Here is a 17363-nt window from a genome sequence, read left to right on the forward strand (position 1 = left end):
CGTCGGATGCCAGAAACCCAGCAGGCCGCAGCCGGCCAGTCCGCCGCAGCGTCCCTGCGGCTGGCACGCCTCGTCACCGAAACCACCGCCCCGGCCGTGCTCGTGGGAGTCCTGCTCCTGCTGCAGCCCCTGCTCAGCCCGGACGTCACCTGGCTGCAGGGCATCACCGCAGCCGTCTTCACCGTGGGCCTGCCGTTCTGCCTCATCCTCTGGCTCAAGGGCCGCGGGTCCGTTACCGACCACCACGTGGGGGTGCGCTCACAGCGCGCCCCGATCCTGGCGGCGTCGGCGGTGTCCATCGGACTCGGCGCGCTGGTCCTGGTCCTGCTGGACGCTCCAGCTGGCCTCTTCGGTGAGATTGGTGGCGTCTTCATCGGACTGATGATCTGCATGGCGGCGAACCTGGCCTGGAAACTCTCGGTCCATTCCGCCGTCGCGGCCTACGTGGGCCTGGCCCTGCTTGCACCCGTTCCGGTTTTCGGCCCCGCGCTTGTACTGATGCTGGCCTCGGCAACCGGCTGGTCCCGGATCAAGCTCGGCGACCACACACCCACCCAGGTGCTCGCCGGACACCTGGCCGGCTGCGTTGCCTTTGCCGCAGCCCTGCTGCTGCCCTGACAGGGCGGCTGCCCTGGGAACGCGGGCACCGGCGTCGTGCCCGGGATGTGGGATAAAGTCGCAGGGTCCGTGCCCGTCACCGGGGAGCGGCTGCAGCTGTGAGACAACGATGGGGAATTGATGGCACTGCGTTTTACCAGGTCCGCCGGCAGGGAGCGCGAACATGCGGCGGCCGTGGTGTCGGCCCTCAGGCTGGAGGAGCACGTCAGCTTTGACGAACTGCTGGCAGCAGTTTCCAAAGCGCACGGCAAACCCATTGAGCTGCGGGACATAGACCATTCGATCATCCCCGCGGTCACCGGGCTGTGGATCGAAAAGGAAAAGAAATCCGTCATCCTGCTGCCGGCCGGGGATAACCGGCTGCACCGCACCCATGCAGCGTGCCACGAGTTTGGCCACATCCTGCTGCAGCACCAGGGCTGCGGGGGTGTGGAGACGGCGACGCCCTCCGTCTTCGCGCACATCGGCAGCCGCAGGGGCATCAAGACGATGCTAGCCAGGTCCCTGGACTGGAACGAGACCGAACGTGCCGCCGAACACGTTGCCTATCTTCTTTCACTTTCGCTGCTGCCCGGGGACGGCAGGAGCGCCAGCGACTTTGAACGGACCTTCATATGACGGCCCTGCAGATCCTCCCCGTCCTGGTTCTCTGGGCAGTGGTGGTCATCCGGCTGCTCGGGCTCCGGTACGGCTGGAAACCGGGAGTGCTTCCCGCCGTGAGCGCCGTGGCGCTGGCGGGAACCCTGAACATCGACCCGGTCTACCTGGCCGTTGACCAGGCCCTGGGCGGCCGGAACGTGCTGAACCTGCTGATCCACCTGCTGGTGGGTGCCGGTATGACGGAGCTCAGCCGTCTGCTGCTTCAGGTGACCGGCCGCGGCCGCCGCGTGAAGGTGCTGGTCGGCGTCGGGCTTGTCCTGGCGGCAGCGCAGACGGTGCTGCTGGGTGTCTCCGACACCCGGGGGTCGGCGGCCAGCTTCACGGACACCTTCGGCAGCATCCCCACTATTGCCTGGTACCAGGCCACGTTCTTTGCCTGGTTCGCCATGATCTGCGGCTACACCGCTCTTGAGATGATGCGCCGCAGCCGGAACGGGGAATCCCGGGCCTTCCGGATCGGCTTTGACGTCCTGGGCGCCGGCTGCCTGATGGGTGTGCTGGCAGCGGTCCTGAAAATGATCCAGATTGGCCTGGAGCTTCAGGGCTCCGGCGAAACCAACGAACTGCTGGCGCTGGCCTACCAGGTGCTGCTTGCGGTGATGATCGTGGGATTCGCCGTCGGCTTCATCCTTCCGTCGTCGGGACGGATCAAGGCAACCTTCCGGGCCAGGGACGAGCGCGCGCAGGACATCGCGGCGCTGCGGCCGATCGTCGCGCGGCTGGTGCAGACACCCCAGGGCCGCAGCTCGATGGGCGCCGCGAAGATTTTCCTGGGAGAACGTCCCTCCAAAGCCCAGCTCTACCGCTGGTTCATTTTTATTGGCGATGTCCGGGTCCTGGACCCCACGCTGCTCTCCCCGCACGAAACAACGATTATTGACGAGATAGGCGCACGCATTGAGCACAACGGTTCAACGCTCCGGCACCCGGCCGGCACTGGCCGCTAGCCTCTCCCGGGTCCTGCCGCCGGCCCTCGTGCTGGCGGTCCTGGTTCTCCTGGCCGGGCTCGAGGCCGGACTTGGCCTGGTCGGAGCGGGGGTGCTGCTGGCCGGGATCATTGGAGTGCCTGGCCTGCTCTACAAGCTGGCGAAGCGGCCCTTCCAGCGGCGCGGGTTCCCCGACCGGCTGCGGATCCAGCTCCTTGCCGTGCTGACCTTCGCCGGCGCCGTCGCCTGTTTCCTGCTGCCGCTGGGATCACCGGTGCCGCTGACCGTGGGGGCGCTGTTCCTGGGAAACGCCGGCCTGGTGTTCTTCCGCCGTTGGCTCAACGTGTCCGCCCATGTGTCGGTTATAACGTTCGGTGCGCTGTGGGTTATGGCAGTATTCGGGGGAGCGTGGGCATGGCTGTTGATATTATCGCCGTTGATGATGTTCAGCAGGGTCTCTCTCCGTGAGCACACCTGGCCGGAGGCACTTTTCGGCGCCTTACTGGGAACGGCCACCTTCTGCTGTTTCCTCCTAGCAAGAACATGGAGCTGAACTACGTGGAGAATCTGGATCTTCCCCCCGAGCGGGCGGCGGGACTTCGGCGCGCGGAAACGCTCGCGAGGAAGATCAACCTCCTCCTGGACGTGATCATGTCCGAATCCGGCAAGCCCTACGACTACCCTGCCATCCGCGACGGCGCCCAGAAGGCGGGCTATTACCTCTCCCGGACACGGTGGTCCCTGCTGAAATCCGGCAAGGAACAGGTGGTTCCGGACGAAGCCCTGCGCGCCATTGCTGCAGTGTTCGACGTCGATCCTGAGTACCTGCTCCAAGAGGGCGGCAAACTGCCCGAACGGGTCGAAGCCGAACTCGAACTGATCCGCAGCCTGCGCCGTGCCGAGGTCCGCAATTTCGCGGCCCGCGCCCTGGGTCCGGTGGACCCCGAGGCGCTGCGTGCCATCGCCAAGATCCTCGACGAATCCGACTAGGGCATTTTTGACCCATCCCGGGGGCACTGCTATGGTTTCACTCATGTCTCACACATGTGTGAAACATGAGTGAAACCAAGAATGACGGACGGGGACAGCGCTCACCCAACGGTGAAGCCGCAGGCATTAGGTGATTGGGGGATCACGCCTGCAGCCCTGGCTTGAGGATACGTCCCGGAGCCGCGCACCCCGTCCGCGTTCTTGGACCGCCGCCGGCGCACTGCGTCCGGACGGTCAGGCAACATCCGCTGCCTGTGGGGGTTCAGCGGAGATTGCGGGTAAAAGCCAGCGGAGGGGATTCGCTGGCTTTTGCTGTTTCCGGGGGCGGGCTACAGCCGCGGAGTCCGGGGAGGTTCGGTGCGGCGGGAACCGGTGGCCTCGAACGCAGCACCAAACCGGAGCAGCGCCTTGTCATCCCAGCCCCGGCCGGCAAACGTCAGGCCCACGGGCATGCCAGTATCCGGCAGGGTGCCCATCGGCACGGTGACCGTCGGGATGCCCAGATGGCGCGGCACCAGGTTCCCGTTGGCCACCCATACGCCGTTGCGCCAGGCCAGGTCGGCAGATTCCGGGTTCACATCGGCGTCGGCAGGGCCTATATCAGCCACGGCCGGGAACACCACGGCATCCAGGCCGAGCGAATCCATCCACTCTTCAAGATCGATCCGCCGGGTTTCCTCCAGGCCCCGCACGCCCTCGGCCAGATGCGGGATCTGGGTAAAGGACTCCACCGGATGCTTCCGCACGTGCTCGGGGTACATGGCGATGTCATCGTCGAACCCGGTGTACCGGTCCGGCAGCGCGCCCTCGGGGTGCGGGAAGATCGCAGCCCCGTCCACGTCGGCCAGTGACTTCAGCCTGGGGTCGCCGTTCGCGGCAAGGAAGTCCTCCCACGCCCAGGCGGAAAGGTCCACGATCTCCCGCTGCAGGAACTCCGGGCTGACCAGTCCCCGGGTGGCGATGGTCGGTGCGCCGGGCCGGTCTCCTTCGTAGTTGGAGACCACCGGGAAATCGACCTCCACCACCACTGCTCCGGCAGCTTCCAGGTCGCGGCGGGCTGCCTGCCAGAGTTCGACCACGGTCTCCCGGGTTTCGATCCGCTGTCCGGTGGGGCCGCCAATGCCGGGGGAGTCCGCAGTGCCGGCCTCCAGGTCGGCGTTGATGTACATTTTCGGCACACCAAAGCGCTTCCCGGCCAGGACCTGCCGGGCCTCGCCGGGGGCGCCCACGGACAGGGCAGGGTACGACGGCGGACGCACCTCCGAGGCACGCGGCACCGAAACCCAGGGCTGGGCGCGCCAGAAGTCCCCGCGGGTCTCGGCGTCGTCCGCCACGATCACATCCAGGACTTCGAGCAGGTCCGCCATGGTGCGGGTGTGCGGAACCACCACGTCCATGGTGGGCACCAGCGGCCAGTTGCCGCGGATGGAGATGACGCCGCGGGAGGGAGTGTAGGCGCAGAGGGCGTTGCAGGACGCCGGTGCCCGGCCGGAAGACCAGCTCTCCTCGCCGAGTCCGAACGCGGCGAAGCTCGCCGCCGTCGCCGTGCCGGACCCGTTGGAGGACCCGGAGGCGAACGCTGAGGTCAGGTACTCCGCGTTGTACGGGCTTTCGGCCCGGCCGTACAGGCCGCGCTGCATGCCGCCGTTGGCCATGGGCGGCATGTTCGTCAGGCCGATAAGCACGGCACCGGCTTCCCGCAGCCGCCCGATGGTGAACGCGTCTTCCTGCGCCACGAGGTCAGCGAACGCCGGGGAGCCGGCGGCTACGGTCAGCCCCCGCACCTTGAAACTGTTCTTCGCCGTGTACGGAATGCCGTCCAACGGTCCCCGGGTTTCCCCGCGGGCACGCCGGGCGTCGGAGGCGCTGGCCTCCTCGAGAACCCCGGGGTTCTCCACGATGACCGAGTTCAGCTGCGGCCCGGACCGGTCGTAGGCCTCGATCCGCGCCAGGTAGGCGGTGACGAGTTCCTTACTGGTGGTTTTGCCGGACTCCAGCGCTTCCCGCAGCTCGGCAATGCCGGCTTCAACGACGTCGAACATTACGCCTCAGTTCCGGCGCGGGCGGCCGGCTGCTGCTGGGTAATGCAGTGGATGCCGCCGCCGAATTCGAAGATGTCCCGTGCATCCACGAGTTCGATGATGCGGCCCGGGTAGGCGCGGCCCAGGATGTCCGCGGCAGCGGCGTCGTTCGCGTCGTTGAAGGCGCAGAGGATCACCGCATCGTTGGCGACGTAGTGGTTGATGTAGGAGTAGTCCACGAACCCGTCGCCGGCATCGATGACCGTGGGGGCGGGAACGTCGATGAGCTCCAGCTTCCGGCCGCGGGCATCCGTTGCGGCTTCGAGGACCGTGCGGATTTCCTGCATCACTGCGTGGTCCGGGTGGGACGGATCGTCCTGCCGGTGCAGCAGGACCGTTCCAGGGGAAGCAAAGCAGGCCACGATGTCCACGTGGCCGCGGGTACCGAACTCGTCGTAGTCGCGGGTGAGTCCGCGCGGCAGCCAGACGGCCTTGGTGGTGCCGAGCCGGGCGTGGATTTCGGCTTCCACCGACTCGCGGGTTGCACCGGGGTTGCGTCCCGGATCCAGCTGCACCGTCTCGGTGAGCAGCACGGTGCCCTCGCCGTCGGTATGGAACCCGCCGCCTTCGTTGACCAGGGCGCTGGAGGAAACGGGCGCGCCGGCCTGCCCGGCCACGAACCGGCCCAGGTGCTGGTCCTTGTCCCACGCCGCCCAGTCCTGCGCGCCCCAGCCGTTGAAGATCCAGTCCACGGCCGCCACGGAGCCGTCGGCAGCGTGGACGAAGGTGGGACCGGAGTCCCGCAGCCAAGCGTCATCCAGGTCTGCGGCGAGGACCTTGATGCCGTCACCGAGGTAGTCGCGGGCGGCGTCCAGGTCTGCCGGGTCGGCCAGGACCGTGACCGGCTCGTAGCGGGCGATGGTGCGCGCGACGGCGGACCAGGCGGTGCGCGCCCGGTCCAGGGTGCTGCTGCCGGGCTCGCCGAAGGTGTCATTCGACGGCGGGAACGCCATCCAGGTGCGCTCGTGCGGGGCCCATTCGGCGGGCATAAAGGTGGTGCTCGGAGACATTGCGGTGCATCCTTACGGGTTGTTTAGCTCAGGGTAGCGGGAGCGGCGTCGAAGACGGTTTCGCCGCCGGTAACGGTCAGTAACACGCTGTTGGCCAGCAGGTTCTCTGCCGGGGAGGTGAGCGGGTCGGTGGCGAGGACGGCGAAATCGGCCCGGTAGCTGGCAGCGATGCGGCCCAGGCTGGCCTCGGTACGGCAGGAGAACGCGGCATCGCGGGTGGCGTGGCAGATGGCATCGGCCAGGTCCAGGGCGTACCGGGGCAGGTTGGCCGGAAGCCCGGGTTCCAGGGCCGATTTACGGGTGGCCGCCACATACAGGTTGGGCAGCGCCTGGTACGGGGCGGTGGGCGCGTCGGTGCTGATCGCCAGGGTGGCGCCGGCAGCGGTGAACTCCGTCCACGGGTAGGCGCGGTCCACCCGGGCATCACCGAGCACGGCCTGCCAGTTCTCCTGGATCGCCGGGTCTGCGTGCACGGGCTGGACGGACGCGACGACGCCGAGCTCCGCCAGGCGCTGAACGTTTGCCTCCGTGACGGTTTCAAGATGTTCAATCCGGTGGCGGCGCACCCGCGGACCGTTCACCGCGGCGGCGTGTTCCAAAGCATCCAGGGCAATGTCCGAGGCTTCGTCCCCGATGGCGTGCAGCGCCACCTGCAGTCCGGCGGCGTCAGCAGCGGCGACTACCGGCAGCAGCGATTCCCGGTCCCAGATGGGCCCCGGCGTGCTGCCGTCCGCATAGGGTTCCTTCATCGCCGCGGTGCAGCTGTCGATCACGCCGTCCACGATGATCTTGATGCCGCACAGCTCCAGGTATTCGGCAGCCGGCTGCGCAGCCAGCCTTCGTGCCAGTTCCAGGACCCGGTCCACCTGCGCCAGGTTCTCCGCGGTGCTGTCCCTGCGGTGGACCAGCCAGTGGCCCTTCACCCGCAGGGGGAGCCTGCCATGGCGGCGGGCGAGGGCCCGTTCGAACGCGGCGACGTCGTCGTGCTGCACTGCCATGTCCACCGCACCGGTGACGCCGGCGGCAGCGTAGTGCGTGAAAGCGGATTCCAGCCACGCATCCCGGTCCTCGTCCCGGGCGGCACCGGCCAGGGCAGGCCAGACAATCTGCACGGCGGCGGTTTCGTAGAGCATGCCGTCCGCAGCACCTGCTGCGTCGCGGCCAATGCGGCCGCCAAGGGGATCCGGCGTGGACGCGTCGATGCCGAGTTCGGCCAGCGCGGCACTGTTGACCCAGACCGAATGCAGGTCATTGGCATCCAGGTACACCGGTTTGTCCGGCACCGCGGCATCGAGCAGTTCCCGGGTTGGCGCGGCACCGTCCAGGGCGGTGTGCAGCCAGCCGGCGCCGAGGATGCGCGGTGCGTCCGGGTTCTCCGCGGCGGCTTGGCGGAGGCGGTCCTGCAGGTCTGCAAGGCTGGCCGCGTCCCGCAGCTGGACCTTGCCCAGCGCCTGGCCGGTCATGAGCAGGTGGGTGTGCGCGTCGATGATGCCGGGGAGCACAAAGGCTCCGCCCAGGTCCACCGTGCGGGCACCGGGGCCGGCGGCCGCTGACGCCGCCGCGGCGTCGCCCACGTACCGGAACTTCCCGCCGTCGACCACAAAGGCTGCGGCAGGCGGGCCGTCAGCGGTGAAGACTGCGGCATTGGTGTAGAGGGTGCGCATCAGGCTACCGCCGCCACAGGTACTGCCGCTGCCGCTTTTTCAGTGCGGACCGAGTAGCGGGAGATCAGCACGAACGGGACCAGGAGCACCAAGGTCATGACCGCCAGGAGAATGCCGAGGGCCTCGTAGCCGGCAGAGGCCGAGACCGCGGTGCCCAGGAAGGGTGCGAAGGAGGAACCGATCAGGTACACGCCCAGGGCCGGGGCGGACCATTTGCCGGACGCATCCAGGGCAGCGGCGATGGCGATGATGTAGACGAACGCGATCAGGTAGAGCGTGTTCCAGACGATGATGACCACCATGTACAGGCCTGAATCCTCCACCATGCCGGAGATGAACTTCATGGCCGCGCCGGCCACCAGTACGACGGCGAGCGGGATGGTTCGGCCCAGGCGCCGGCCTGCCAGTGCCACCAGGGCCGAGCCGGCCAGGCCGCCCAGGGTCGAGAGGCTGAGCACCAGGCCCATGCCGGTGTCATCGAGTCCGGCCTGGTCGGCGCCCATGGTGGCGGCAACTGCCCAAAGCGAGTCCTCGCTCAGTCCCCAGAGAGCGAAGCAGGCCAGGAGGGCGAGCCCTGCCAGGGTTGCGGTGCGGGTGGCCCGGGGCGAGGCGGGGACGGCAGTCCCGGCCACGGTTCCCAGTGAGGCGGCAGCGGCGTCGGGCTCCGCTGCCGGACGGTCCGGCAGCCAGCCGGTGGCCAGCAGCGCCGCCAGGGCCAGGCCGGCGAAGAGGCCGAACGCGCTGCCCATGCCCGCGCCGAGGACGGGGATGACGAAGAGAACCACGGACACAATGGCCCGGTTGCTGAAGCCGCTGATGCCCGAGGCGCGGTCCGGGTTGCGCAGTGCCCCCAGTGCGGCGCCGGCGGAGGAAACTGCGCCGCCGGCACCCAGCCCACCGAGGATAACGCCGGCAATGACCACGGGTTCGGAGGGAATGAACGCCGCAGCTCCGAAACCGGCCGCGGTCAGGGCCAGCCCCGTGCGGGCAATGACGTAGCGGCCGGAGGCTGCGGCCCAGCGGGAGGTGAGCAGGCAGGACGCCGCGCAGGCCAGCAGGGATGCGGTCATCAGGGTGCCGGCTGCGGTGACGGAAAAGCCGAGGTCCTCGGTGAGGGCGACGATCATGATCGGCACCAGGTTGGCCGTCATAAACCCGATCACGCCGATGCCGAAGACCGCGACGGCGCGTTTGGCGGTCAGTGGGACGCGCCCCTGCGCGGAAATGGTCTGGGCCATGGTGTCTCCCTCAGTGCGTGCAGTGAACAGTAAATGAATGGATTTCATTTACTTTCCGGCACGGGCCCGCTTCGCGCAATAGAAAACGAAAGGCTTTCAGTTAACTTTGTGTAAACTCCTGCGCCCGCAGTCCTTCGATGAGCACGTCCAGTCCCAGCTCGAACGCTGCTTCAGCTCTTCCCTCCACCGTGTACGGGGCTTCCAGGGCTCGCTCCAGTGCCGGAAACTGTCCGGCCGGCGGGTCCCAGACCACGGCAGGCGCGTTGAGTTCCAGCGCGGATCCCAGCACCAGGTTGTCGATCAGCGACAGCGCGGACACGATGCGGTGCGGCGGCAGGCCGGCCTGTTCCAGGGCACGTGCCATGGTTTCGTAGGCGGACAGCGCTCCCGGGTCCTGGACGGTCTGGGCAAGGATCAGCTGCACCAGCCGCGGATGGGCGGCGATGCACTCCCGGTAGGCGCGGACCACGGCGCGCAGGGCTTCATCCCACGGCAGGTCCTGGACCGGAACCTGCAGCTTTTCGGCGAAGACCCGTGCGCGGATCAGTTCGATAATGTGCTCGCGGTTATCAATGTGGTTGTAGAGCGAGGACTGGCTGACCTCCAGACGGCGGGCGATGCGGGGAAAGCTGAAGTTCCCGGTTTCGTCGATCAGCTCCAGCGCGGTGGTGACGATTCCGTCCACGGACAGCAGCGGCGAGCGGGGGCGGGGCATGTAAGGAACTCCTCGACTAGTAGGAGTTCACAATCTACCGGCCCGGCCGGGCCAAAGCAGGCCGTGCGATACCGGCCAGCCCCGGGTCGCGGCCCTGGCCGGACCTGGTCTGCTGGTGGAAATCGAAGCCGTGGCCAGCCTGGACCAGGGACCGCCCTCCCGCACAGTCCTTGCCCGGGGTTAGGCTCCGGACATGGGTTGGGGAGAATTCTGGCCGGCAGTCGGAGACTGGGCCATCACATGGATTCCGGTGCTGGGTCCGCTCGGGATCCTGGCGACGGCGCTGGTTGCCTACTTCGCTTACCGGCAGAAGCTGGAGGCGGACCGTCGTGCCCAATGGTGGGTGCGGGCACAGTGGGCGCTGGAAGCGTCCCTGAGTGCCAATCCGCGCCGCTCCCTTGCGGGCCTGGCCGTGCTCAATGACCTGAAGACCTCCTCCCTGGCCACCCGGGAGGACCGCGAGCTGTTCCGGCTGATCGGCCTCACAGCCCAGGAAGGGGTCCTGGGCGCGGATGCCGCGGAGCATGCCGGCGCCCCCGGCGTACCACCCGGACCAGACGCACCCGGTGCACCCTGCTCGCAGGGCCAGGCTGTGCGCGGCGCCCGGCCGGAGGGAAGGTCCGAGCTGGAGGCGGCTCTGCGGGCACAGGTGGAACAGCTGGTTGGGACGCGTCCAGGACGCCCTGCTGCCGATTCCTTGCCGGGCTCATCCGGCGCGCCTACCGTGGGAGAAGCGCGAAACCACTGACCCCGCCGCTTCCTGCGGTGTCTGGACCAACGAGGCAACCATGGGCTCCCAGCAGTTCGATCACCGGGACTATCAGGGATATCCGCCGCAGGACCGGAATGCGGGCAGGGGGCTGGCAGTTGCCGGCCTGATCGCCGGCATAGCCGCGCTGCTGCTGTTCTGGTTTCCCGCCGTCAACCTCGTGGCAGTAGTACTCGCCATCATTGGGCTCGGCCTGGGTATCGGTGCGCTGGTTGCGGCCGGACGGGCCCGGAGTTCGGCGAAGGGGCTCTCGGTTGCGGCAGTGATCATTTCCGCTGCCGCGCTGGTGGTGAGCATCTTCGCGGCTGTTATGTGGGCGTCGCTGTTTACTCCGATGGAACGGAACACCGTGACTCCCTCGCCCGGGCCCACGAGCACCGTCACCCGCACCGCCGCGCCGTCGTCGTCCGCCGGCACGCGCAGCCCCGGCAGCCCGCCGTCGTCGTCCGCTCCCACCGGCACCTCTGGGACTTCCGCCCCCGCCACCCCCACCAGCGGGGCGACGGCCTCGCGCTGAGTTGCCGGGGAATCCGGTGCGGCAGGTCCGGGGTTCCGGCAGATCCTTGTAGCCCCGGCCGTGCGCGCCTACCGTTGAAAGACCCGAAAAATCGACCCGCTGCCGGGAGGGCCAGAAACAGGGTTCCCTTGCTGCGGCGTCCGAATCCAGCGAGGCGATGATGGGTACTGGGCCAAACGATCCTCTGTACGGCTACGGCGGGCAGGGATATCCGCCCCCGCCGGGACTCATGCAGTCCAACAACGGCAGGGGGATGGCGCTGGCAGGACTGATCCTGGGCATAGTGGCGCTGTTCCTGTTCTGGATTCCGATCATTAGCTGGCTGGCGCTGATCCTGGCGCTCATTGGCCTGGGACTTGGCATAGCAGCCCTGGTGACTGCGGTCCGCCAGCGGACCTCGGCTAAAGGGCTGTCCATTGCCGCCGTGGTGGTTTCCGGCGTGGCACTGGTTGCGGCCATCCTGGTCACGGCGTTCTGGGGTGCGCTCTTCAATGCGGTGGAGGATGAGGTGAGCAGCAATCCCTCCTCCACAAGGACGCCGTCCGCCACTGCCAGTCCCTCCGCGTCTGCGTCCGGCTCATCTTCAGCCACAGCGAGTGCTGAACTGCTGCCGCTGGGAACAGCGGCTGAGGTGGGGGAGTACAGCGTGAGCGTTTCCAGCGTCCAGCTGAATGCGACTGACGCGATCCTGGGATTCAACGAGTTCAACCAGGCACCCGAGGGGCAGTACGTCCTGATCACCCTCGACGTGGTTTACAACGGCAACGAGGAAGGTGACCCATGGCTGGACCTGAGGACGAACTTTGTGGGATCCGACAGTCGCCAGTATGACGAATCCACGTGCCTCGCTGTCCTGGATCTGCAGGGAACTTCGGTGCCAACGCTCGAAAACGGCGGTGCAGCCCAGTACGAGGTCTGCATGGACGTTCCAGCAACGGCTCTTCCGGGACAGCGGGTGCTCGTGGAAGAGACATTTGGACTTACGGAACCTACCGAGGCGAGCTGGCAGACCCAGTAGCCTCCCGCCGCCGGGCCTTTCCTGGCCGGCGCGAACGAAACTCCAGTGCTGCACTATTGGCCGCCACCAAGGCTCCGAGAATAAGGGCCAGGCCAGCCAGCTGCCCGGGCGAGAAGCCTTCGCCAAGCACGGCCGCGCCGGCAGCCGTGGCCACGACTGGGCTCAGCAGGGACAGGAAACTGACGCTGGACGCCGGCAGCCGGGCGATCCCGCGGAACCACAGCCAGTACGCCAGCACGGTTCCCACCAGCGCAAGGTACAGGTAGCCGGCGAGATTCAGCCCGGTGAAGGCAGGCATCGAGGATCCTTCGACGGCAAGCATGACCGGAACCAGGAACACTCCGCCCGCCACCAGTTGCCACGCTGTGGAGACCAGCGGGCCGGCCGGCGGCTGCCAGCGTTTGGTCAGCACAATGCCCGCTGCCATCGACGCCGCTCCGCCAAGGGCTGCCAGCACCCCCGCGGCGTCCAGCCTGGCGTCCGCTGACAGGACGAGCAGGCCCACCCCGGCAATTCCTGCGGCACCGGCCGCAAGCTTCACCGGGCCCAGGCGCTCGCCGAGAACCCGTGAGGCCAGCACCGCCACCAGCAGCGGCTGCACTGCGCCAACCATCGCCGCTACGCCGCCCGGCAGCCGGTAGGCAGCGATGAACAGCAGTGCGAAGAAGGCGCCGAAGTTGAGCAGCCCCAGCACAGCGGACTTCCACCACCAGGCCCCTGACGGCATGCGCCTGAGCACTGCCAGCAGCACCAGGCCTGCCGGCAGGGATCGAAGCACGGCGGCCAGCAGGGGCCGGTCCGGCGGGAGGAGCTCCGTGGTGACCAGGTATGTGGTGCCCCAGGCGACCGGAGCAAGGGCGGTAAGGGACAGCAGCCCAAGTTTGCTAAGCACTTAGCCATAATTACCTAAGCGCTTAGCAATGTCCAGTGTGAGGCCGAAGATACTCCCTTGAAGGAACGGCAGGTGTCAGCGACATGACATTCGCGGATTTAGTGGCCCAAACGGGTCCGGCACCTTTCGCTCAACCCGTGCAGGGGGGAAGGCTGCCTAAGTACCTCCACCCCGTTCGGCCCCCCAAGGAGCTGGTTCCCCGTGTTTTCCCCATCACCCACGCCACGTACGCGCGTTGCTGCGGTCCTCGCCGCTGTCTGCGCCGCTAGCCTTGTACTCATGCCTTCTGCAGCCGCCTCGCCCGGTTCCGGATCCGGCCACGGCCACGGTCACGGTGCCGGCCACGGCCACGGCGGAAAGCCGGGACATCCCGGCAAGCCGCACAAACCCGGGCACCCCGGCAAGGCCCAAACGGCCAGCATCACGGTCATGGGCACGTCCGACCTGCACGGCTACATCGAAAACTGGGATTACTTCAAGAACGCGGAGTACGACGACGCAGCAGGCAACGATGTTGGCCTCGCCAAGATCTCCGGCCTGGTGAACCAGGTCCGCGCCGACCGCGGCGTGGACAACACCCTGCTGATCGACGCCGGCGACACTATCCAGGGGACCTCGCTCACCGACTACTTCGCCAACGTGGAGCCGATCACCCAGACGGGCGAAATCCATCCGATGGCCGCTGCCATGAACGCCATGGATTACGACGCCGCAGCCCTGGGTAATCACGAGTTCAACTACGGCACCGAACTGCTGGCCCGGTTCGAGGAGCAGGTGGACTTCCCGCTGCTCGCCGCCAATGCGGTGGACGAAGCCACCAGCGAGCCCGCGTTCACCCCGTACATCATCAAGACGGTCAAGCCGAAGGGCGGCAAGCCGATCAAGGTTGGCATCCTGGGCCTGACCAACCCGGGCATTGCCATCTGGGACAAGGGCAACGTGGAGGGCAAGCTGCGCTTCCCGGGACTGGTGGAAACCGCCGCCGAATACGTGCCGCAGATGAAGGCCGCGGGAGCCGACGTCGTAGTGGTCAGTGCACACTCCGGTACCTCGGGCACATCCTCCTATGGCGATGACCTGCCGCTGGAGAATGCCGCGACGCAGGTTGCCGAAGAAGTCCCGGGGATCGACGCGATCCTGGTGGGCCACGCGCACCAGGAAATCCCGGAGCACTTCGTCACCAACAAGGCCACCGGCGAGCAGGTGCTGCTGACCGAACCGCTGAACTGGGGCATGCGGCTGTCCGTGATGGACTTCGAGCTGACCAAGGTGCACGGCAAGTGGGACGTGACATCGGCGTCGGCCTCCCTGCTCAACGCCAACACAGTGGAGGCTGACCTGGTGGTCTCGGACCTGGTCCGGGATGCGCACCAGCGGGTCATCGATTATGTGAACACCCCGGTGGGCACGGCGACGGAGACCATGCCGGCCGCCGAATCCCGTTACCGGGACACGGCAGTGATTGACTTCGTCAACGAGGTGCAGATCCAGGCGGTGGAGCGGGCGCTGGCCGGCACCCCGGCGGGTGATCTCCCGGTGCTTTCACTTGCCGCTCCCTTCAGCCGCACCGCCGTGATCCCCGAAGGCCCGGTGACCATCCGTGACCTGGCCGGACTGTACGTCTTCCCGAACACGCTCTATGCGGTGGACATGACCGGCGCGCAGATCAAGGAGTACCTGGAGTATTCGGCGAAGTACTTCAACCAGACGGCGCCGGGCGCTGCGGTGGATCCGGAAACCCTGACCAACGCCAGCGGTACCCCGGACTACAACTACGACATGTTCTCCGGGATCGGCTACGACATCGACATCAGCGCCCCGGTGGGGGAGCGGATCACCAACCTGACGTACGACGGCGCTCCGCTGGATCCGGCGCAGCACTTCGCCGTTGCGACGAACAACTACCGCCAGTCCGGCGGCGGGAACTTCCCGCACATCGCCACGGCTCCAGTGCTGCTAAACCAGCAGACCGAAATCCGGCAGCTGCTGATCGACTACGTGGTGGCCAACCAGAGCATCAACCCTGCTGACTTTGCCGAGGAGAACTGGCGGCTGGTTCGGGCCGGCGCTCCGGTCTTCGGGTAACCCGGGCGGACCCTCTGCCGGCGTGTGCCTGGACCCCAGCGGGTCCGGGCACACACTTCTGCTATCGGTGCACGTCGCGACCGCCTGGAACCGGTCGTGAAAGTGCAAAACGGCAGCAGAAGTGGAAACCGGGGCAAGTTCCGTCACACACCAGACCATGGTTGTGACCTGCGTCATGCCTCCAGTACAGTAAATCCGAGCTTGATTCGAATATTGAACTAGTTGTTCAAATATCGAACACGAAGAACCAGAGAAGTGAGGACACTGTGCAGTTCCACCACCACGGCTACGTTTCCGGCGACCCGCGCATTGAGCCGGCAGCCGGCGTCGGCATTGACCGCCCCGAAGAACTCCCGGATCAGGTTGACGTGCTGATCGTGGGCTCCGGCCCGGCAGGCATGCTCGCCGCCGCACAGCTGTCCCAGTTCCCGAACATCACCACGCGCATCATCGAACGCCGGGACAGCCGGCTGGTGATCGGCCAGGCCGACGGCATCCAGGCCCGCAGCGTGGAGACCTTCCAGGCATTCGGCTTCGCGGAGGAAATCACTGCCGAGGCGTACCGGATCACCGAAATGTGCTTCTGGCGTCCGGACCCGGAGAACCCGGAAAACATCGTCCGCTCCGGCCGTGCCCTGGACGACGCCACCGGCGTCAGCGAATTCCCGCACCTGATCGTCAACCAGGCCCGTGTGCTGGACTACTTCGCCCGCTTCATGGCCAACTCCCCGGCCCGCATGAAGCCCGACTACGGCTACGAATTCGTGGATCTGGAGGTCGACGACGACGCCGAGTACCCGGTCACCGTGACCCTGCGCCACACCGCGGGCCCGGACGAAGGCGCCGAGCGCACCGTCAAGGCCAAGTACGTGGTGGGCTGCGACGGCGCACGCAGCAAGGTGCGCCAGTCCATCGGCAGCACCCTGGCCGGCGACGCCGCCAACCACGCCTGGGGTGTCATGGACGTCCTGGCTTCCACCGATTTCCCCGACATCCGCACCAAGTGCGCCATCCAGTCCTCCAACGGCGGCTCGATCCTGCACATTCCGCGTGAAGGCGGGCACCTGTTCCGTATGTACGTGGACCTGGGTGAAGTGCCCGAGGGCGACAACGGTGCCGTCCGCAAGACCAGCATTGACGAGATCATCGCCAAGGCCAACGCCATCCTGCACCCCTACACGCTGGACGTGCGCAACGTGGCCTGGCACAGCGTCTACGAGGTGGGACACCGCCTTACCGACCGGTTCGACGACGTCAAGCCCGAGGAAGTCGGCACCCGCACCCCGCGCGTCTTCATCACCGGCGATGCCTGCCACACCCACAGCGCCAAGGCCGGCCAGGGCATGAACGTGTCAATGCAGGACGGCTTCAACATTGCCTGGAAGCTCGGACACGTCCTCGACGGACGGGCCCCGGAGTCCCTGCTCTCCACCTACTCTGCCGAGCGCCAGGTTGTGGCCAAGAACCTGATCGACTTCGACAAGGAATGGTCCACCCTCATGGCCAAGAAGCCGGAGGAGTTCGAGAACCCTTCGGACCTGGAGGACTTCTACGTCCGCACGGCTGAATTCCCGGCAGGCTTCATGACCGAGTACACCCCCTCCATGCTGATCAGCGAGGCCAAGCACCAGGACCTGGCAACGGGCTTCCCCATTGGCAAACGCTTCAAGTCCGCTCCGGTGCTGCGCGTCAGCGACACCAACCCGCTGCAGCTGGGCCACCAGGCCAAGGCCGACGGCCGCTGGCGCATCTACGTCTTCGCGGACGCTGCACCGGCAGGCACGCCGTCGGGTGTGACGGAGCTGGCCGAGTGGCTCCAGAACTCTCCTGAATCCCCGCTGGCTGCGCAGCCGGCCGGAGGCGACGACGACGCCTGGTTCGACGTGAAGGTGATCTACCAGCAGGACCACACCGGGATCGACATCAACGCGGTTCCCAAGGTCTTCAAGCCTGAGGTTGGCCCGTTCCGGCTGACCGACTTGAACAAGGTCTACGGCGCCAACCCGGAGGAAGACATCTTTGACCTGCGCGGCATCGACCGCTCCGGCGTCGTGGTGGTGGTCCGCCCGGACCAGTACGTCGCCAGCGTCCTGCCCCTGACGGCGACGGCGGAGCTCGCCGCGTTCTTCGCGCCGCTGCTCCCGGCCCGCCAGCCGCAGCACTAAAGACAACCGAGAACA

The 17363-nt window shown here is 67.1% G+C and carries 16 protein-coding genes; 10 read left to right on the forward strand and 6 right to left on the reverse strand.

Annotation, left to right across the window (positions count from 1 at the left end; translation table 11 throughout):
• Positions 1-6: 6 nt before the first annotated feature.
• From ABFX29_RS11570 to ABFX29_RS11590, 5 genes are all read left to right on the forward strand, one after another.
• Positions 7-618 (forward strand): phosphatase PAP2 family protein, encoded by a 612-nt coding sequence (locus ABFX29_RS11570; protein WP_152229372.1) that lies wholly within the window; start codon positions 7-9, stop codon positions 616-618.
• Between the two features lie 120 nt (positions 619-738).
• Positions 739-1236 carry a type 2 periplasmic-binding domain-containing protein gene (locus ABFX29_RS11575; protein ID WP_152229371.1) on the forward strand — a complete coding sequence of 166 codons (498 nt, stop codon included), beginning with the start codon at positions 739-741 and terminating at the stop codon, positions 1234-1236.
• Positions 1233-2225 carry a hypothetical protein gene (locus ABFX29_RS11580; protein WP_152229370.1) on the forward strand — a complete coding sequence of 331 codons (993 nt, stop codon included), beginning with the start codon at positions 1233-1235 and terminating at the stop codon, positions 2223-2225. Before ABFX29_RS11575 ends, ABFX29_RS11580 begins: the two co-directional genes overlap by 4 nt.
• A complete protein-coding gene (locus ABFX29_RS11585) occupies positions 2176-2757 on the forward strand; it encodes a hypothetical protein (RefSeq protein ID WP_152229369.1) in 582 nt (193 codons plus the stop codon). Before ABFX29_RS11580 ends, ABFX29_RS11585 begins: the two co-directional genes overlap by 50 nt.
• Positions 2748-3194, forward strand: a complete 447-nt coding sequence (locus ABFX29_RS11590) for a hypothetical protein (protein WP_246167730.1) — start codon at positions 2748-2750, stop codon at positions 3192-3194. The genes ABFX29_RS11585 and ABFX29_RS11590 overlap by 10 nt, the downstream gene beginning before the upstream one ends.
• A gap of 329 nt (positions 3195-3523) precedes the next feature.
• On the opposite strand, the gene ABFX29_RS11595 is transcribed toward ABFX29_RS11590, so the two are convergent.
• The 5 genes from ABFX29_RS11595 to ABFX29_RS11615 form a co-directional block, all read right to left on the reverse strand.
• Positions 3524-5236, reverse strand: coding sequence for an amidase (locus ABFX29_RS11595; protein WP_152229368.1), 1713 nt, complete (start codon positions 5234-5236; stop codon positions 3524-3526).
• The gene (locus ABFX29_RS11600; protein ID WP_246167729.1) at positions 5236-6285 is read right to left on the reverse strand and encodes an agmatine deiminase family protein; all 1050 of its coding nucleotides are present in this window, start codon (positions 6283-6285) and stop codon (positions 5236-5238) included. The genes ABFX29_RS11595 and ABFX29_RS11600 overlap by 1 nt, the downstream gene beginning before the upstream one ends.
• Positions 6286-6308: 23 nt before the next feature.
• On the reverse strand, positions 6309-7949 hold the full coding sequence (locus ABFX29_RS11605) for an amidohydrolase (protein WP_152229367.1): 1641 nt from the start codon (positions 7947-7949) through the stop codon (positions 6309-6311).
• Positions 7949-9187, reverse strand: coding sequence for an MFS transporter (locus tag ABFX29_RS11610; protein WP_275124655.1), 1239 nt, complete (start codon positions 9185-9187; stop codon positions 7949-7951). Before ABFX29_RS11610 ends, ABFX29_RS11605 begins: the two co-directional genes overlap by 1 nt.
• Positions 9188-9287: 100 nt before the next feature.
• Complete coding sequence (locus ABFX29_RS11615) at positions 9288-9902, reverse strand: TetR/AcrR family transcriptional regulator (protein ID WP_152229366.1); 615 nt, start codon at positions 9900-9902, stop codon at positions 9288-9290.
• A gap of 193 nt (positions 9903-10095) precedes the next feature.
• Between ABFX29_RS11615 and ABFX29_RS11620 the strand changes: the two genes are divergently transcribed.
• The 3 genes from ABFX29_RS11620 to ABFX29_RS11630 all read left to right on the forward strand — a co-directional run bounded on the left by ABFX29_RS11620 (position 10096) and on the right by ABFX29_RS11630 (position 12206).
• On the forward strand, positions 10096-10650 hold the full coding sequence (locus ABFX29_RS11620; protein WP_152229365.1) for a hypothetical protein: 555 nt from the start codon (positions 10096-10098) through the stop codon (positions 10648-10650).
• Between the two features lie 40 nt (positions 10651-10690).
• Positions 10691-11188: a hypothetical protein gene (locus tag ABFX29_RS11625; RefSeq protein WP_152229364.1), complete on the forward strand. Its 498-nt coding sequence runs from the start codon at positions 10691-10693 to the stop codon at positions 11186-11188.
• A gap of 229 nt (positions 11189-11417) precedes the next feature.
• On the forward strand, positions 11418-12206 hold the full coding sequence (locus ABFX29_RS11630; RefSeq protein ID WP_152229363.1) for a hypothetical protein: 789 nt from the start codon (positions 11418-11420) through the stop codon (positions 12204-12206).
• Here ABFX29_RS11630 and ABFX29_RS11635 read toward each other — a convergent pair.
• Positions 12178-13098: an EamA family transporter gene (locus ABFX29_RS11635; RefSeq protein WP_152229362.1), complete on the reverse strand. Its 921-nt coding sequence runs from the start codon at positions 13096-13098 to the stop codon at positions 12178-12180. The two genes, ABFX29_RS11630 and ABFX29_RS11635, sit on opposite strands and share 29 nt — an antisense overlap.
• Before the next feature lie 279 nt (positions 13099-13377).
• On the opposite strand from ABFX29_RS11635, the gene ABFX29_RS11640 reads away from it, so the two are divergent.
• The gene (locus ABFX29_RS11640; protein WP_152229361.1) at positions 13378-15183 is read left to right on the forward strand and encodes a bifunctional metallophosphatase/5'-nucleotidase; all 1806 of its coding nucleotides are present in this window, start codon (positions 13378-13380) and stop codon (positions 15181-15183) included.
• A gap of 266 nt (positions 15184-15449) precedes the next feature.
• On the forward strand, positions 15450-17348 hold the full coding sequence (locus ABFX29_RS11645) for an FAD-binding monooxygenase (RefSeq protein ID WP_152229360.1): 1899 nt from the start codon (positions 15450-15452) through the stop codon (positions 17346-17348).
• Positions 17349-17363: the final 15 nt, after the last annotated feature.

This window comes from Arthrobacter gandavensis (assembly GCF_039528575.1).
Taxonomy (GTDB): Bacteria; Actinomycetota; Actinomycetes; order Actinomycetales; family Micrococcaceae; genus Arthrobacter_B; species Arthrobacter_B citreus_B.

What these genes read in the sequence shown, in the direction of transcription:
- ABFX29_RS11570 (WP_152229372.1), top strand. Translation starts at nt 7, where the DNA reads ATGCCAGAAACCCAGCAGGCCGCAGCCGGCCAGTCCGCCGCAGCGTCC.
- ABFX29_RS11575 (WP_152229371.1), top strand. Translation starts at nt 739, where the DNA reads ATGGCACTGCGTTTTACCAGGTCCGCCGGCAGGGAGCGCGAACATGCG.
- ABFX29_RS11580 (WP_152229370.1), top strand. Translation starts at nt 1,233, where the DNA reads ATGACGGCCCTGCAGATCCTCCCCGTCCTGGTTCTCTGGGCAGTGGTG.
- ABFX29_RS11590 (WP_246167730.1), top strand. Translation starts at nt 2,748, where the DNA reads ATGGAGCTGAACTACGTGGAGAATCTGGATCTTCCCCCCGAGCGGGCG.
- ABFX29_RS11595 (WP_152229368.1), bottom strand. Translation starts at nt 5,236, where the DNA reads ATGTTCGACGTCGTTGAAGCCGGCATTGCCGAGCTGCGGGAAGCGCTG.
- ABFX29_RS11600 (WP_246167729.1), bottom strand. Translation starts at nt 6,285, where the DNA reads ATGTCTCCGAGCACCACCTTTATGCCCGCCGAATGGGCCCCGCACGAG.
- ABFX29_RS11605 (WP_152229367.1), bottom strand. Translation starts at nt 7,949, where the DNA reads ATGCGCACCCTCTACACCAATGCCGCAGTCTTCACCGCTGACGGCCCG.
- ABFX29_RS11610 (WP_275124655.1), bottom strand. Translation starts at nt 9,187, where the DNA reads ATGGCCCAGACCATTTCCGCGCAGGGGCGCGTCCCACTGACCGCCAAA.
- ABFX29_RS11615 (WP_152229366.1), bottom strand. Translation starts at nt 9,902, where the DNA reads ATGCCCCGCCCCCGCTCGCCGCTGCTGTCCGTGGACGGAATCGTCACC.
- ABFX29_RS11620 (WP_152229365.1), top strand. Translation starts at nt 10,096, where the DNA reads ATGGGTTGGGGAGAATTCTGGCCGGCAGTCGGAGACTGGGCCATCACA.
- ABFX29_RS11625 (WP_152229364.1), top strand. Translation starts at nt 10,691, where the DNA reads ATGGGCTCCCAGCAGTTCGATCACCGGGACTATCAGGGATATCCGCCG.
- ABFX29_RS11630 (WP_152229363.1), top strand. Translation starts at nt 11,418, where the DNA reads ATGCAGTCCAACAACGGCAGGGGGATGGCGCTGGCAGGACTGATCCTG.
- ABFX29_RS11640 (WP_152229361.1), top strand. Translation starts at nt 13,378, where the DNA reads ATGCCTTCTGCAGCCGCCTCGCCCGGTTCCGGATCCGGCCACGGCCAC.